Annotated in this window: 13 protein-coding genes and 1 tRNA gene; 5 read left to right on the top strand and 9 right to left on the bottom strand. The window is 71.8% G+C overall.

Translation table 11 applies throughout. The features are described 5' to 3' along the window. Positions 1-15: 15 nt before the first annotated feature. Entirely contained in the window at positions 16-309 is a 294-nt protein-coding gene (locus AC0VYM_RS07610; protein ID WP_017545236.1) for a GroES family chaperonin, read from the top strand. Between the two features lie 31 nt (positions 310-340). Here AC0VYM_RS07610 and AC0VYM_RS07605 read toward each other — a convergent pair whose 3' ends face one another. Continuing rightward, entirely contained in the window at positions 341-928 is a 588-nt protein-coding gene (locus AC0VYM_RS07605) for a TetR/AcrR family transcriptional regulator (protein WP_475460498.1), read from the bottom strand. Positions 929-1,078: 150 nt separating this feature from the next. Here AC0VYM_RS07605 and AC0VYM_RS07600 point away from each other — a divergent pair, with 150 nt between their 5' ends. From AC0VYM_RS07600 to AC0VYM_RS07590, 3 genes are all read left to right on the top strand, one after another. Further along, on the top strand, positions 1,079-2,824 hold the full coding sequence (locus AC0VYM_RS07600) for an ABC transporter ATP-binding protein (RefSeq protein WP_475462965.1): 1,746 nt from the start codon (positions 1,079-1,081) through the stop codon (positions 2,822-2,824). 125 nt (positions 2,825-2,949) lie between these two features. Then, positions 2,950-3,588 carry a TetR family transcriptional regulator gene (locus tag AC0VYM_RS07595; protein ID WP_475460496.1) on the top strand — a complete coding sequence of 213 codons (639 nt, stop codon included), beginning with the start codon at positions 2,950-2,952 and terminating at the stop codon, positions 3,586-3,588. After that, positions 3,585-4,460, top strand: coding sequence for an alpha/beta fold hydrolase (locus AC0VYM_RS07590; RefSeq protein WP_475460494.1), 876 nt, complete (start codon positions 3,585-3,587; stop codon positions 4,458-4,460). Before AC0VYM_RS07595 ends, AC0VYM_RS07590 begins: the two co-directional genes overlap by 4 nt. Positions 4,461-4,676: 216 nt before the next feature. Here AC0VYM_RS07590 and AC0VYM_RS07585 read toward each other — a convergent pair. The 4 genes from AC0VYM_RS07585 to nadD form a co-directional block, all read right to left on the bottom strand. Then, positions 4,677-4,749 (bottom strand) — tRNA-Ala (locus AC0VYM_RS07585). 76 nt (positions 4,750-4,825) lie between these two features. Next, the gene (locus tag AC0VYM_RS07580) at positions 4,826-5,449 is read right to left on the bottom strand and encodes a histidine phosphatase family protein (protein WP_475460492.1); all 624 of its coding nucleotides are present in this window, start codon (positions 5,447-5,449) and stop codon (positions 4,826-4,828) included. A 41-nt stretch (positions 5,450-5,490) separates the two neighbouring features. Continuing rightward, entirely contained in the window at positions 5,491-5,889 is a 399-nt protein-coding gene (rsfS, locus tag AC0VYM_RS07575; RefSeq protein ID WP_475460490.1) for a ribosome silencing factor, read from the bottom strand. Positions 5,890-5,938: 49 nt separating this feature from the next. Continuing rightward, positions 5,939-6,547 (bottom strand): nicotinate-nucleotide adenylyltransferase, encoded by a 609-nt coding sequence (nadD, locus tag AC0VYM_RS07570; RefSeq protein ID WP_475460488.1) that lies wholly within the window; start codon positions 6,545-6,547, stop codon positions 5,939-5,941. A gap of 256 nt (positions 6,548-6,803) precedes the next feature. On the opposite strand from nadD, the gene AC0VYM_RS07565 reads away from it, so the two are divergent. Continuing rightward, positions 6,804-7,859, top strand: coding sequence for a M48 family metallopeptidase (locus AC0VYM_RS07565; RefSeq protein ID WP_475460486.1), 1,056 nt, complete (start codon positions 6,804-6,806; stop codon positions 7,857-7,859). Between the two features lie 54 nt (positions 7,860-7,913). Here AC0VYM_RS07565 and AC0VYM_RS07560 read toward each other — a convergent pair whose 3' ends face one another. The 4 genes from AC0VYM_RS07560 to AC0VYM_RS07545 all read right to left on the bottom strand — a co-directional run bounded on the left by AC0VYM_RS07560 (position 7,914) and on the right by AC0VYM_RS07545 (position 14,081). Beyond that, positions 7,914-8,636 carry an alpha/beta hydrolase family protein gene (locus tag AC0VYM_RS07560; protein WP_475460484.1) on the bottom strand — a complete coding sequence of 241 codons (723 nt, stop codon included), beginning with the start codon at positions 8,634-8,636 and terminating at the stop codon, positions 7,914-7,916. Then, complete coding sequence (locus tag AC0VYM_RS07555) at positions 8,617-11,085, bottom strand: bifunctional salicylyl-CoA 5-hydroxylase/oxidoreductase (protein ID WP_475460482.1); 2,469 nt, start codon at positions 11,083-11,085, stop codon at positions 8,617-8,619. Before AC0VYM_RS07555 ends, AC0VYM_RS07560 begins: the two co-directional genes overlap by 20 nt. A gap of 97 nt (positions 11,086-11,182) precedes the next feature. After that, on the bottom strand, positions 11,183-12,886 hold the full coding sequence (locus AC0VYM_RS07550; protein ID WP_475460480.1) for an AMP-binding protein: 1,704 nt from the start codon (positions 12,884-12,886) through the stop codon (positions 11,183-11,185). A gap of 40 nt (positions 12,887-12,926) precedes the next feature. Further along, the gene (locus AC0VYM_RS07545) at positions 12,927-14,081 is read right to left on the bottom strand and encodes an acyl-CoA dehydrogenase family protein (protein WP_475460478.1); all 1,155 of its coding nucleotides are present in this window, start codon (positions 14,079-14,081) and stop codon (positions 12,927-12,929) included. Between the last annotated feature and the right edge of the window lie 157 nt (positions 14,082-14,238).

Raw genomic sequence — 14,238 nt, 5'->3', positions numbered from 1 at the left:
AAGCTTGAAATCCAGATGCTCCACGACCGCCTCCTGGTGAAGACGGTCCCGGACAAGAGTGAGCGGCGCAGCAGCGCGGGTCTGGTCATTCCGGACACGGTGAAGTTGGCGACCCGGCTGGCCTGGGGTGAGGTGCGCGGTGCCGGGACCGGTGCCCGTCACGTGAAGACGGGTGACCGCGTGCTCTTCGATCCCGAGGAACAGGGCGAGGTCGAGTTGAACGGTGAGCGCTACGTGATCCTGCGGGAGCGCGACGTCCACGCGATCGCGAACGAGGCACCGGATCGGGGCACCGGCCTCTACCTGTGACGCCCCCGGCGACCGGGCCCCGCAGGCCCGGTCAGTCCCTTCTCTCCCGCGAGACGGCCTTGACGAGCGACAGCACGCACATGTTGTGGGCCTCGAAGGCGGGGACCCTCGCGGAGTTCACGTAGAGCCAGCCCCCGTAGAGCGTGGACCACAGGAGCTGCTGCGCCCACAGCGGCGTGATCCGGGGGTCGATGGTGCCGTCCTCGTGCCCGCGCTCGACGACCTCGTAGAAGGCGAGGTCGCTGGGCCCGCACTCCTCCTCTTCCTGCTCCTGTGACGGGTCGTCTCCGCCGAAGGAGAGCATGGAGATCTTCTGGAGCGCGAAGTACTCGGACACGAGGCGGGAGAAGGCCTCGATGGCGGTGCCCTCCGTGGGGCGGGCGCGTTCCGTGGCCTCGTTGGCCAGTTCGCTGGCGTGGTCGCCCAGAGCGGCGACGAGGTCGGCCCGCTCGGGGAAGTAGCGCTGGAGCGTGCTCCGGGCCACCCCGGCGCGCGTGGCCACGTGGGACAGCGGCGCGGCGCGGTTCTCACCCAGTACGTCGACGGCGGCGTCGAGGATCGCGCGGCGGGTGCGGGCGCGGGTCCTGGTCTCTTCCTCGGAGGGATCGCTCTTCACCATGCCCTCATAGTAGGGGCGTCGGTAACCTGTTGACAATAATCGGTCACCTATGACCTAATTTCATCCATGACTGCTCACCCACCGGTAGAACCAGCCCCACCCGAACCCGCGGACAGACCAGCGCCGGAGCCCCGCTTCGCCCAGCTGCGGGTGCTCTGGTCCTTCGTCCGACCCCACCGGAACAAGCTCCTCCTAGGCCTGGTCCTCGCCCTGTTCGGCTCGGCGCTGGAACTGGCCAACCCGATGGTGGTCAAGCTCGTGCTGGACACCATCTCCGACTCGGGCAGTCTCGCCATGCCCATCGCGATCCTGCTGAGCCTGTTCGGCGTCGGCCTGGTGACGGGCCTGTGGCACTGGATCGTGCTCGGCACCGTCGCGGAGAAGGTCGTCCTGGAGGCGCGCACCTCCCTCGTGCGCCGCTACTTCCGGGCCGCCCTGTTCCCGATGTCCAAGCGCCCCTCCGGCGAGCTCGTCACCAGGGCCACCTCGGACACCGTCCTCCTCAAGGAGGCCGCCTCCAGCAGCATCATCAGCCTGGTCAACGGCAGCGTCCTCATGGTGGGCACCCTTATCATGATGGGCGTCCTCGACCTGGTCCTGCTGAGCGTCACCGTCGTCGCGGTGGTCGTCGTCACGGTCCTCTTCCTCACCCTCATGCCCGCCATCGCCAGGGCCCAGGAGAAGGCGCAGAACTCCCTCGGCCTCATGGGCGGGGTGCTCGACGGCTCCCTGCGCGCGATCCGCACGGTGAAGGTGAGCAGGGCCGAGGAACGCCTGGGCTCGCAGATCCTCGAACACGCGGAGGACGCGACCCGGCACGGCATCCGTTCGGTCCGGCGCGAGGCCGTGGCCTGGACCATCGCCTTCGGCGGCGTCCAGCTGGCGATCATCGCCATCCTCGGCGTGGGCGCGACGCGGGTGGCCTCCGGGGAGATCGCGGTCTCCACGCTGGTCGCGTTCCTGCTCTACGCCTTCACCCTGATGAACCCGGTCATGGAGCTCTCCCAGAGCGTGACCACCCTCCAGTCGGGCATCGCCGCCGCCAAGCGCATCCGTGAGGTGGAGGCCATCCCGCTCGAACCCACCGCCGAGGCCCCCTCCGGGACCGCTCCGGCCGCCAGCAACGGTCACGGGAGTCCGCTGCTGGAGCTGCGCGGTGTCACCGCCCGTTACGCGCCCGGAGCCGCCACCGCGCTGGAGCGGATCGACATGACCGTCCCCAGGCGCGGGCACACCGCGATCGTCGGCCCCTCCGGGGCGGGCAAGACCACGGTCCTGTCCCTGCTCCTGCGGTTCCTGGAGCCGGAGGAGGGCCTGATCACGGTTGACGGCAGGCCCTACCAGGAGCTGTCCCCGCAGCAGGTGCGCGGTCACTTCGCCTACGTCGAGCAGGACACCCCGGTGGTGCCCGGCACCATCCGCGAGAACCTGCTGTTCACCAACCCGGAGGCGTCGGAGGAGGACATCCGACGGGTCCTGGACGAGGTGCTGCTGACCGACATGGTCGCCGCCCTGGAGGAGGGGCTGGACACCTCGTTGGACGCCAGCTCGATCTCCGGTGGCCAGCGCCAGCGCATCGCCCTGGCCCGGGCCCTGCTCGGGTCCCCGGACGTGCTGCTCCTCGACGAGGCCACCTCGCAGGTGGACGCGATCACCGAGGCCGCCATCACCCGCAGCGTGCGCGGACACGCCGACCGCGCGGCCGTGGTGACCATCGCGCACCGGCTGTCCACGGTGATCCACGCCGACCGCATCCTGCTGCTGGAGGACGGGCGCATTCGTGCGCAGGGCACCCACGCGCAGCTGTTGGAGGAGGACGAGCTGTACCGGGACCTGGTCTCCGCGCTGCACATCGCCGAGGTCGAGGACCGCGACGAGGAGGTGGCCTCGGCCTGATCCCCGTGGGAGACCGGCCCCCGTTCCGTCGGGGCGGTCTCCCGGTACGGGCCCGGAGGCGTTGACTTCCCCGCCCCTCGACCTAGAATGACCAAATAGACGATTCTGGTCATTAAGGATGGAAGATGGCCCGACCCAGTGTGGACACCGGGGTCATCCTCGACGCCGCCGCCGCTGCCATGGCGGAACACGGATCGAGACGCACCACCATGGACGAGGTCTCACACCGGGCCGGAGTGGCCAAGGGCGTCCTCTACCTGCGCTTCGACAGCAAGGAGGCGCTGACCAGAGCCGTCGTCGGCCACGAGATGGGGCTGGCCCTGGCGACCACCCGGGCGGAGGTCGCCGCCGACCCGCGTGGAGGCCTCCTCTCACGCCTCTTCGTGCACTCCCTGACCGCTTTGCACACACGCCCCTTCCTACGGGCGCTGTACAAGGGGGAGATCGGCCCCGTCCGGCGTCCGAGTGACCAGGATTCCCCGTACCGTGCGCGGTTGCCGATGGGCGCGGACTTCGTCCGACGGATGCGGGAGGCCGGAATGGTCCGGTCCGACCTGGACCCCGAGTCGCTGGCCACGAACCTGGCCGTCTGGAACGTCGGCCTCGCCCGTACCGCCCCCCACGATGACCTGGACGGCCTCATCCTGGGCATGGGCGAGCTGGTCGCGCGCGCGGCGGATACGGGGACCACCGACACCACGCCCGGCAAGGAGTGCTTCGCGCGCCTCGCCGACGACCTCGAGGCCCTCTGGAGCCGCTCATGACCTTCCTCCCCCCTGACTCACGCGCCGAGTACCTCGACCTCGACGGGGGCAGAGTGCGCGTCCTCCACGGCGGATCGGCTGACGACCCACCGCTTCTGCTGGTGCACGGTGGCAGCAACGACAACGCCACCATCTCCTGGTATCGGATGTTCGAGGAGTTCGGGCCCGACCACCGTGTGATCGCACCGGATCTGCCCGGGTTCGGCGGCACCGCGGGGATCGAGCCCCTGGGCGGCCCCGCGGCGCTGGCCGACTTCCTCGCCCGGCTCCTGCACGAGCTGGGGGTGGAGGAGGCAGTGGTCGTGGGCGTGTCGATGGGTGGCGACGTGGCCCTGAACCTGGCCCGGCGCCACCCGGACCGGGTCCGGTCGCTGATCCTGATCGGCCCGGGTGGGCTGGGGGACCGTGTCGGGAACCGGTTCACGCACCGGGCCGCGTGGTGGGCCGCGCGGATTCCCGACCCGATCCTGCTCCGGCTCTCGGCCCTGGCCAACCGGTTCGTCGGGCTGGCACTGCGCGCGGTCGTCCACGACGTGTCGACGATGCCGCCCGAAGTCGTGGCCGAGTTTCGCCGCGAGGGACGCAAACCGGGCGCCGCGCTGGGATACATCCGCTACAACCAGGCCAACCTCGGACCGCACGGGATGCGCAACGATCTGCTGCCCGTGGTCAGGGAGATCAGCGCGCCCACACTCTTCGTCCACGGGGAGAAGGACCCGATCGTGCCGCTCAGGGGTTCTCGGCGAGCCGCCGAACTGATGCCGAACGCCCGACTCGTCACGGTGCCGGACTGCGGGCACTGGGCCCAGCTGGAGGCACACGACCGGTTCGTGGAGGAGGCCCGGGCCTTCCTGGAGACCGTCGACGACTGAGAGCCCCCAGGGGCTCCGGGGAGACCTGCGCGGGGGTCGGTGGGTGTCCCCGAGAAACGATCGGGGCCCCCACGGAAAACGGCGGAACGACCCCGCCGAGCGCGTTCACGCTCCGCAGGGTCGTCCCGGAGATCAGGTGGCTCGGGCGTTCGTCCCCCGGAAAACAGGAAGGCCCGGCGGGAGGTTGCGCGGCAACCACCCAGCGGGCCCTACTCGTGGAGCTATGGGGATTCGAACCCCAGACCTCCTCCATGCCATGGAGGCGCGCTACCAACTGCGCCATAGCCCCGTGCGGGAGTCGTGGGGGCGGGTGCCCCTCCGACTCCCTGAACCTTAGCGGAAGATGCCCGGTTCGTCGAAACGGATCACGCGTCGTCGCTGAGCACCACGGGCTCGGGGAGACTGGCGGCGTTGTGCTCCATGAGGCGCCAGGTGTCCCCCCGGGTCTGGAGCACGGACCAGCAGGCGTTGCTGAGCGGGCCGAGGACCTCGCGCTGTTCGTCGGGGATGCCGAGCATGCGGGTGATGCCGATCCTCAGCGCCGCCCCGTGGCTGACGATGACCAGGAGCCCACCGGGCGGGGTCCTGTCGATGCCCCGGTGGATGGCCGCGAGCATGCGGTCGCCCACGTCGGAGATGTGCTCCCCGTCGGGGATGTCCATGCGGGGGTGCTCCACCGGCCAGCGCGCGGCCAGTTCGGAGGAGGTCTGCCCCTCCCAGGAGCCGCCGAAGCGTTCGCGCAGCCCCTTGTCGTACTCCACGGGAAGCCCCGAGGAGCGGGAGAGGTACCCGGCGGTGTCCGCCGCGCGCCTGAGGTCGGAGGCGACGATGGCGTCGGGCGTCAGCGTGGCGAGCAGCCGACCGGCCCGCTCGGCCTGTGCGTGGCCGACCGGGTCGAGGTCGATGTCGGTCTGTCCCTGAAAGCGTTTCTCGACGTTCCAGGCGGTGCGTCCGTGCCGCCAGAACAGCACACGAGGGGCGTCACTCACGTGGTGTGTCTCTCTAGTTCGGCGACCGGCGGCCGCGGAGGTTACGGCTCGTCCAGAGGGGTGCGCTCGGCGCCCCGGGCGCCCTCGGGGAGTTCGATCTCCGGGCAGTCCTTCCAGAGGCGTTCGAGGCCGTAGTAGCCGCGCTCCTCCTCGTGCTGGACGTGGACGACGATGTCGGCGTAGTCCAGGAGGACCCAGCGGCCGTCGCGCTCGCCCTCACGGCGGACGGGCTTGGCGCCGGACTGGATGCGGAGCTGGTCCTCGATCTCGTCGACGATGGCGCGGACCTGGCGGTCGTTGGGCGCCGAGCACAGGACGAAGGCCTCGGTGATGACGAGCTGTTCGCTGACGTCGTAGGCGATGATCTCCTGTGCGAGCTTGTCGGAGGCGGCCTCTGCGGCGACCTTGACGAGTTCCAGGGCCCTGTCGGTGGCTGTCACGTTGTGCCTGCTGCCTTACTTGTTCGGGGTGCGGGTCCGCGTGGCGCGGTCAGGACTCCAGGTAGAGCCCGGTCTTGTTGATGTAGCGGACGATGCCGTCGGGCACGAGGTACCAGATGGGTTCGCCCTTGCGTACGCGTTCGCGGCACTCGGTGGAGGAGATGGCGAGCGCGGGGACCTCCACCAGGGAGACCTTGCCCTCGGGCAGGCCGGTGTCGCTGAGGTGGTGTCCGGGCCGGTTACAGCCTACGAAATGCGCGAGGTCGAAGAGTTCGTCGACGTTGTGCCAGCTCAGAATGGCGCCCAGCGCGTCGGCCCCGGTGATGAAGAAGAGCTCCACGTCGGGGCCGTAGACGGCGCGCATCTGGCGGAGCGTGTCGAGGGTGTAGGTGGGGCCGGAGCGGTCGATCTCGACGCGGTCGACCCTGAACTGGGGGTTCTCGGCGGTCGCGATGACCGTCATGAGGTAGCGGTCCTCGGAGGGCGTGACCTTGTCGAGGTCCTTCTGCCAGGGTTGCCCGGTCGGCACGAAGACCACCTCGTCGAGGCCGAAGAGGTGGGCGACCTCACTCGCGGCGACGAGGTGGCCGTGGTGGATGGGGTCGAAGGTGCCGCCCATGATGCCGACCCGGGTCGGCGCGGAGCCGTCCCGTCTCACGGGTGGGCTCCCTCCCTGGGAGCCGCCGGTGGCCTGGTGTGTCACTGTGCGCTCCGTTCGCTGCCGTCTTGCCGGTTTCGGCCAACCGAGATTAGCCGACCCCGACGGGTCGCGGGCGTGATGCTCCCGGCAACACCAGAAACAAGGGGCGGGTCGCCCTGCTTCCCGCGGGGTTCGTGAAACACTCGCGAATCACGTCATATCTCGATGGCTCCGAACCGTGGCCAACGGGCATCGTGCCGCATAGCATGCCGTTATGGCCAACTCACCAGACCGCGCACGCGTCCGGCTCACAGACATCTCCCCTCGTGCCTACGAGCACCCCGCCGACCGCGGCGCCCTGGTCGCGCTGCGTTCGCTGTCGGGCTTCGACACCCTCGTCAAGTCCCTGTTCGGGCGGATCAACGAGCGCTCGCTCCGCCTGATGTTCCTCTCCAGCGCGGTGCGGGTCAGCCCCACCCAGTTCCCGGAGCTGCACGACTACCTCCGCGACGCCGCCTACGTCCTCGACCTGGACGAGGTTCCCGAGCTCTACGTGAAGATGGACCCCCAGCCCAACGCGATGGCGATCGGCCGCAAGAAGCCGTTCATCGTCATGACGACCGGTCTGTTCGACCTGTTCAACGCCGAGGAGAAGCGGTTCGTCATCGGCCACGAGGTCGGTCACGTGCTGAGCGGGCACTCCGTGTACCGAACCATCCTCCTGCTGCTGGTGTGGCTGTCCACCAAGATCATGTGGATTCCGCTGGGCGCCATCGCGATCCAGGCGATCCTGGCGGGCCTGCGGGAGTGGCAGCGCAAGTCCGAGCTCTCCAGCGACCGCGCCGGGCTGCTGACCTGTCAGAACCCCGAGGCCGCCAAGAGCGCCCTGATGAAGCTGGCCGGCGGCTCGAACCTGTCCCAGATGAACCCCGACGCGTTCATGGAGCAGGCCCGCGAGTACGAGGGCGGCGGGGACGCCGTGGACAGCGTCCTCAAGCTGATGACCACCATCCCGCAGAGCCACCCGTTCGCGGTGGTCCGGGTGGCCGAGCTCCACCGGTGGACCGAGAGCGGCGAGTACCAGCGGATCCTGGACGGCCAGTACCCGCGCCGCGCCAGCGACAGGGACGCCAGCGTCTCCGAGGAGGCGAGCAGCGCGGCCAACTCCTACCGGGAGGGCTGGAGCCGTTCCTCCGACCCGCTGGTGAAGACCATCCGTGACGTGGCCGGTGGCGCCGGTCGCGCCGGGGGCCAGATCTTCGACACGGTGGCCGACCGCTGGCGGGGCGGCCAGAGCGGCGGCGCCGAGGGCGACGGCAGCAGGAACTAGCCCGCCGACTCGGGGGCGGTGCCCGGCCTGGCCGGGCACCGCCCCCGTCGTGTGTCAGCCCCAGCCGCGCGCGAGCGCGTCGCGCACCTCGCGCCAGGCGGCGCGTTCGGGGTCGATGGCGGCGAAGTGGTCGACGCCCGGGACCTCCCGGTAGTCGACGGTGTCCCCGGCGGCGCGGGCCGCGGCCACGTAGTCGCGGCTGTGCTCGACCGGCACGCGCTGGTCGGCGTCGCCGTGGACGACCAGCTGCGGCAGTCCGAACGGCAGTCGGTGCAGGGGCGAGGACTCGGCGTAGAGCGCGGGCGCGGGGTCGGGGCCGAGGAAGGGTGCGACCGCGCCCTCCCCCAGTGCGGCCTCGGCGCAGCGGCGCAGGTCGGTGACGGGCGCGATGGGGACCACCGAGGTCACCGGCGAGTCGACGGCCGTCATCAGGGCGAGGTGTCCCCCGGCGGAGTGGCCGATCGACACCACCCTGGAGGTGTCCAGCCCCGGGTCGTGTTCGGCGGTGGCGGCGAGGAGGTCGAGGGCGCGGGCGACGTCGTCGCGGGTCTGCGGCCAGCCGCCGCCGTCCGCGCCGGTGCGCCGGTACTCGACGTTCCACACCGCCCACCCGGAGGCGGCGAGGTCGCGGGCGATCGGATCCATCAGGCGGGCGTCGTGCAGGTCGCGCCACCAGCCACCGTGCAGGAGCACCGCCACGGGGGCGGGGGCCTCGGCGCCCTCGGGGTCCCAGCGGTGGACGATCTGGCTGGGGTGCTCACCGTAGGGCGTCGTCACCGTGATCCTCCTTGGTTCGTGGCCGGACCCGTTCCGGGGTGTCCGGGCGCCACCGCCGGTGCCGGGTGGCCGGTGTCTCGGAGGAACGTAGCAGGTCCAGTCGGGGGCGCGGTCCGTCGGTCCGGCCGGTGGGCGGTCTGCGGCTGCCCGCCCTGAAGGGGGTGGGCCAGGTCGCCCCCGGGCCGGTGTAGCCCTGTTCGGCGGCGGCGTGAAGGGTCCACTGGGGGTCGTACAGGTGGGGGCGGGCCAGAGCGCACAGGTCGGCCCGGCCCGCGAGGATCGTGGAGTTGACGTCGTCGTGGGAGGAGAGGGCGCCGACCGCGATGACGGGCACGCCGAGTTCGCGGCGGATGCGTTCGGCGAAGGGCACCTGGTAGCTGCGTCCGAAGGCGGGCCGTTCGTCCGGGGTGACCTGGCCCGTGGAGACGTCGATGGCGTCGGCTCCCGCCCCGGCCAGGGCCCGGGCGATGCGCACGGCGTCGTCGGCGGTGGTGCCGTCCTCGACCCAGTCGGTGGCGGAGATCCGGACGGTGAGGGCCTTGTGGTCGGGCCACTCGGCGCGGACCGCGGCCAGGACCTCCAGGGGGTAGCGGAGCCGTGCGGTGAGGTCGCCCCCGTAGTGGTCGGTGCGGTGGTTGGTGACCGGGGACAGGAAGGAGGAGAGCAGGTAGCCGTGGGCGCAGTGGAGTTCGAGGAGGTCGAACCCGGCGCGGTCGGCGGAGCGGGCGGCGGAGGCGAAGTCGTCGCGGATCGCGGCCATCGCGGCGGGGCCGAGCTCTTCGGGGACCTGGTTGACCCCGTCCCGGTAGGGCAGCGGTGAGGGGGCGACCAGGGGCCAGTTCCCGGTGGGCAGGGGCTGGTCGATGCCCTCCCACATGAGGCGGGTGGAGCCCTTGCGTCCGGCGTGGCCGAGCTGCACGCCGATCCGGGCCGTGCTGTGGGTGTGCACGAACTCGGTGACGCGGCCCCAGGCGGCCTCGTGCTCGGGTGTGTAGAGGCCCGCGCAGCCGGGGGTGATGCGGGCGTCGGCGGACACGCACACCATCTCGGTCATGACCAGCCCGGCCCCGCCCAGGGCCTTGCCGCCCAGGTGGACGAGGTGGAAGTCGCCGGGGAGGCCGTCCGTGGCGGAGTACATGTCCATGGCCGAGACCACCACCCGGTTGTCCAGTTCCACGGGTCCCAGCCGGAAGGGATGGAACATGGGCGGGCGCGGTTCGGGTTCGGGTTCGGGTTCGGGTGCGGCGGGGACGGACTCCCCTGGTTCCGCGCCGCGCTCCGGGGCGTGCCCCGACGCGACCTCGCGGGCGAACCAACCGTCCACGCGGGCGACGAACTCGGGGTCGCGCAGGCGCAGGTTGTCGTAGGTGACGCGGCGGCTGCGGGTGAGCAGGTCGAAGGCGAACTGGAGCGGTTCCGCGTCGACGTGCCGGGCGATGTCCTCGAACCACTCCAGGCTGGCCTGGGCGGCGCGCTGGGTGCTGGCCACGACGGGGCGGCGTTCGTCCTCGTAGGCGCCGAGCGCGGCGTCGACGCTGGGCTGTTCGCTCAGGCAGGCGGCGAGGGCGAGCGCGTCCTCCATGGCCAGTTTGGTGCCGGAGCCGATGGAGAAGTGCGCGCTGTGCGCTGCGTCGCCGAGGAGGACGGTGTTGCCGTGGCGCCAGGTGCGGTTGCGCACGGTGGTGAACCGCTGCCAGCGGGAGTTGTTGGGCCGGAGGCGGTGCCCCCGCAGCACTCCGGCGAAGAGGTCCTCGCAGCGGGTGATCGCCGCGAGGTCGCTCTCCCCCGGGGCTAGGTCGCGGTCGACGAACCCGGCCCGGCGCCACACGTCCTCGGCCATCTCGACGATGAAGGTGCTGGAGTCGGTGGAGTACGGGTAGCAGTGCAGCTGCACGACCCCGTGAGGGGTCTCCAGGACGTGGAAGTTGAAGGCGTCGAAGACCAGGTCGGTGCCGAGCCACATGAACCGGTTGCGGTGCGGTTGGAGTTCGGTGCCGAAGGCCGTGGCGTGGGCGGACCGGGTGTGGCTGTTGATCCCGTCGGCGGCGACGACGAGGTCGTGGGTGGCGGCCAGCTCGGCGGCGGGCGGGGCCTCGGTCCGGCCGAGGACCCGTACCCCGAGCTCGGCGCAGCGGGCGCGCAGGATCCGGAGGAGTCGGCGGCGGCCGATGGCGGCGAAGCCGTGCCCCCCGGAGGTGGTGACGGTGCCGCGGTGGTGGACGTCGATGTCGTCCCAGCGCGCGAACTCGGAGGCCATCGCCTCGTAGACGGCCGGGTCGGCGTGTTCGATGCCGCCCAGGGTCTCGTCGGAGAGCACCACCCCGAACCCGAAGGTGTCGTCGAGGGCGTTGCGTTCGTAGACGGTGATGTCGTGGGTGTGGTCCAGCTGTCGGGCCAGGGCCGCGAAGTAGAGTCCGGCCGGTCCCGCCCCGATACACGCGATGCGCATCGTGTGCCTTCCTGTTCGTCGCGGATCCGTGTGTGCCCGGCGGGGTGGGAACGCCCCCCGCGCGCGCCTGGACGACGCTCTCCCGGGCCCCGGCGCCTCACTCGTCGGCGCCCTCCCGGAGCCGGAAGCGTTGGAGCTTGCCGGTGGCGGTACAGGGCAGCGCGGCGCGGAAGACGATGGCGCGCGGGGCCTTGTAGGGGGCGATGCGCGCGCGTACGTGCTCCCTGAGCCGGTCGGCCAGGGCGGTGTCGGGGGTGATCCCCTCGCGCGGGACCACGTGGGCGTGGACCACCAGGCCCCGGTCCGGGTCCCGGGCGCCGACCACCGCCGCCTCCTCGACGTCGGGCGAGGTGAGCAGGGCCTCCTCCACCTCGGCCGGGGCGATGTTGTACCCGGCGGAGACGATCATGTCGTCGCTGCGCGCCCGGTACCAGAAGTAGCCGTCCTCGTCGCGGACGTAGGTGTCCCCCGTGTGGTTCCAGCCGTGGCGGACGTACTCGCGCTGGCGGTCGTCCGCCAGGTAGCGGCAGCCGACCGGGCCCCGGACCGCCAGGTGCCCGGGTTCCCCGTCGGGGACGGGCCGCCCCTGGTCGTCGAGGATCCGGGCCTCGAACCCGGGGACGGGGCGCCCGGTGGAGCCGGGGCGCATGTGCTCGTCCGTGGCGGAGACGAAGATGTGCAGCATCTCCGTCGCGCCGATGCCGTCGAGCATCCGGATGCCGGTGGCGTCGTACCAGGCCCGCCACGTCGCGGCGGGCAGGTGCTCTCCGGCGGAGACGCAGCGGCGCAGCGAGGACAGGTCACGGTCACCGGTCCGGGCGAGCATGGCCCGGTAGGCGGTGGGGGCGGTGAACACGATCGTGGCGCCGCGTTCGCTGACGGCGTCCAGCAGCGCCTCGGGGCGGGGGCGTTCGAGGAGGACCGTGGCGGCCCCGGCCCGCAGCGGGAAGACCAGGAGTCCGCCGAGGCCGAAGGTGAAGGCGAAGGGCGGGCTGCCGACGAAGAGGTCGTCCGGCCGGGGTCTGAGGATCCGGGCGGAGTAGGTGTCCGCGATGGCGAGGACGTCCCGGTGAAAGTGGACGCAGCCCTTGGGGTCACCGGTGGTACCGGAGGTGTAGGCGATCATGCAGGCGTCGTCGGCGGCGGTGGGCACCGGGGCGAAGTCCGCGGGCGCCCCGCTGGCCCGGTGCCCGGTGATCCGTGCGGTGAGGTCGTCGGGTCCGTCACCGCCGTAGGCCAGGACGTCCGGGGCCCGGTCCCCGAAGCCCGCCGCGGCCTCGGTGAGGTCGTCGAGGAACCGGGCGTCGCAGACCGCGTGGGAGACCTCGGCGGAGCGGAGGATGGTGGTGAGCTCCCCGGCGCGCAGGACCGGCAGGACGGTGACGACCACTCCCCCGGCCCTGAGGACCGCCAGCCAGCATGCGGCCAGCCAGGGGGAGTTGGGCCCGCGCAGCAGCACCCGCTGCCCCGGGCGCAGACCGCGTTCGTCCACCAGCACGTGGGCGATCCGGTCCACCCGTTCCCGGAGCTGCCCGTAGGTGAGGCTCTCGTGGTCACCGACCAGGCAGCGGCGGTCCGCGCCGAAGCGGGCGATGGTGCCGTCGAGCAGTTCCTCCGCGCAGTTGAGCCGGTCGGGGTGGTCCAGCGGCCGGATCAGCGGCCACTCCTCGGGCGGGGGCAGGTGGTCCCGGGTGAAGGTGTCCTCGTGTGCCGTGGGTGAGAGCGCCACGGCCGCGTGCGTCCCGGTCGGGGACGGGTCGTCGGTGCGGTCCGGCCGGTCGGCCGGGTTCTGGTTCGACATGCTGGACCTCCGAGGTGCGGGGGACTTCAGCCGGACGCTGCTACATGTGGCGGGCGATGATCTGGCGCTGGACCTCCGACGCGCCCTCGTAGATCCGTGGGGCACGCACCTCCCGGTAGAGGTGTTCGAGCAGGTGTCCCCGGCGCAGGGCGCGGGCGCCGTGCAGCTGCACGGCGGCGTCCACCACGTACTGGGCGGTCTCGGTGGCGAAGAGCTTGGCCATCGCGGCCCTGAGGGTGACGTCCGGACCGCCGGAGTCGTACTCGGCGGCGGCCGCGTAGACGAGGAGCCGGGCGGCCTCGGTCCGGGTGGCCATCTCCGCGAGGGTGTGCGCGACGGTCTGGAGGGCGTCCAGCGGTCCGCCGAAGGCGCTCCGGTGGGCCGTGTGCTCCCGTGCGGCGGCGAGGGCGGCGTCGGCCATGCCGACGGCGAAGGCCCCGACACTGGGGCGGAACAGGTCGAGGGTGCGCATGGCCACCGCGAACCCCTGGTCGGGCAGGCCCACGACGTCCTCGGGGCCCACCTCGACCCCGTCGAACACCAGGTGGCCCAGAGCGTGCGGGGAGAGCATCTCCAGCGGGGAGCCGGACAGCCCGGGGCGGTCGGCCGCTACGCAGAAGGCGGTGACCCCTCGGGAGCGGGTGCCGGGGGTGGTGCGGGCGAACACGGTGTAGAAGTCGGCGTCGGGCGCGTTGGAGATCCACGTCTTCTCGCCGTGCAGTCGCCAGCCCGTGCCCGAGGGGTCGGCCCGGAGCGCGAGCGCGGCGGCGTCGGAGCCCGCGTCGGGTTCGGAGAGGGCGAAGGCCGCGACGGCCCGCCCCGAGGCCGCCTCGGGGACCCAGCGTCGGCGTTGGTCGTCGGAACCCGACTGGAGGAGCGGATACGTGCCCAGCCCCTGGAGGGCGAGGGCGGTCTCGGCGTGGGTGTCGGCACGGGCCAGGTGCTCACGCAGCAGGCACAGGCGGGTGGCGGGCGCCTCCCTGAGGGGGCCCTCGTCCGCCGTGCCGGGGAAGAGCGCCGGGAGCAGGCCCGACTCCCCGAGGCGGAGGAGCAGGGGGCGGTCCACCCGGCCAGGGGGCCCGGAGGAGGCCGTGTCCGCCGTGTCCGCCGTGGACGGCGCGGTGGCGAAGTCGGCGGCGCGCTCCCTGACGCGGTGCGCGAACTCGTGGTCGGTGTGGTCGCGGGGGAGCTCCATGGGTGACCTCGGCTCTCGTCAGTACGTGATCCACCCCACATCGCAAATGTACAATAACCGTGACGATCGTCAAGAGACCTATATGGAGTCATTTCGACAGTGCACCGAACCACCGGCGACGACGGGGACCACCCGAACACCACGGGCGGCGGCCGCT

The organism is Nocardiopsis sp. iso_237, assembly GCF_056173345.1.
This window is presented reverse-complemented; position numbering and strand designations above follow the sequence as displayed.

Coding starts and splice junctions, on each gene's coding strand:
- AC0VYM_RS07610 (WP_017545236.1), top strand. CDS start 16: ATGCTCCACGACCGCCTCCTGGTGAAGACGGTCCCGGACAAGAGTGAG.
- AC0VYM_RS07605 (WP_475460498.1), bottom strand. CDS start 928: ATGGTGAAGAGCGATCCCTCCGAGGAAGAGACCAGGACCCGCGCCCGC.
- AC0VYM_RS07595 (WP_475460496.1), top strand. CDS start 2,950: ATGGCCCGACCCAGTGTGGACACCGGGGTCATCCTCGACGCCGCCGCC.
- AC0VYM_RS07590 (WP_475460494.1), top strand. CDS start 3,585: ATGACCTTCCTCCCCCCTGACTCACGCGCCGAGTACCTCGACCTCGAC.
- AC0VYM_RS07565 (WP_475460486.1), top strand. CDS start 6,804: ATGGCCAACTCACCAGACCGCGCACGCGTCCGGCTCACAGACATCTCC.
- AC0VYM_RS07555 (WP_475460482.1), bottom strand. CDS start 11,085: ATGCGCATCGCGTGTATCGGGGCGGGACCGGCCGGACTCTACTTCGCG.
- AC0VYM_RS07550 (WP_475460480.1), bottom strand. CDS start 12,886: ATGTCGAACCAGAACCCGGCCGACCGGCCGGACCGCACCGACGACCCG.
- AC0VYM_RS07545 (WP_475460478.1), bottom strand. CDS start 14,081: ATGGAGCTCCCCCGCGACCACACCGACCACGAGTTCGCGCACCGCGTC.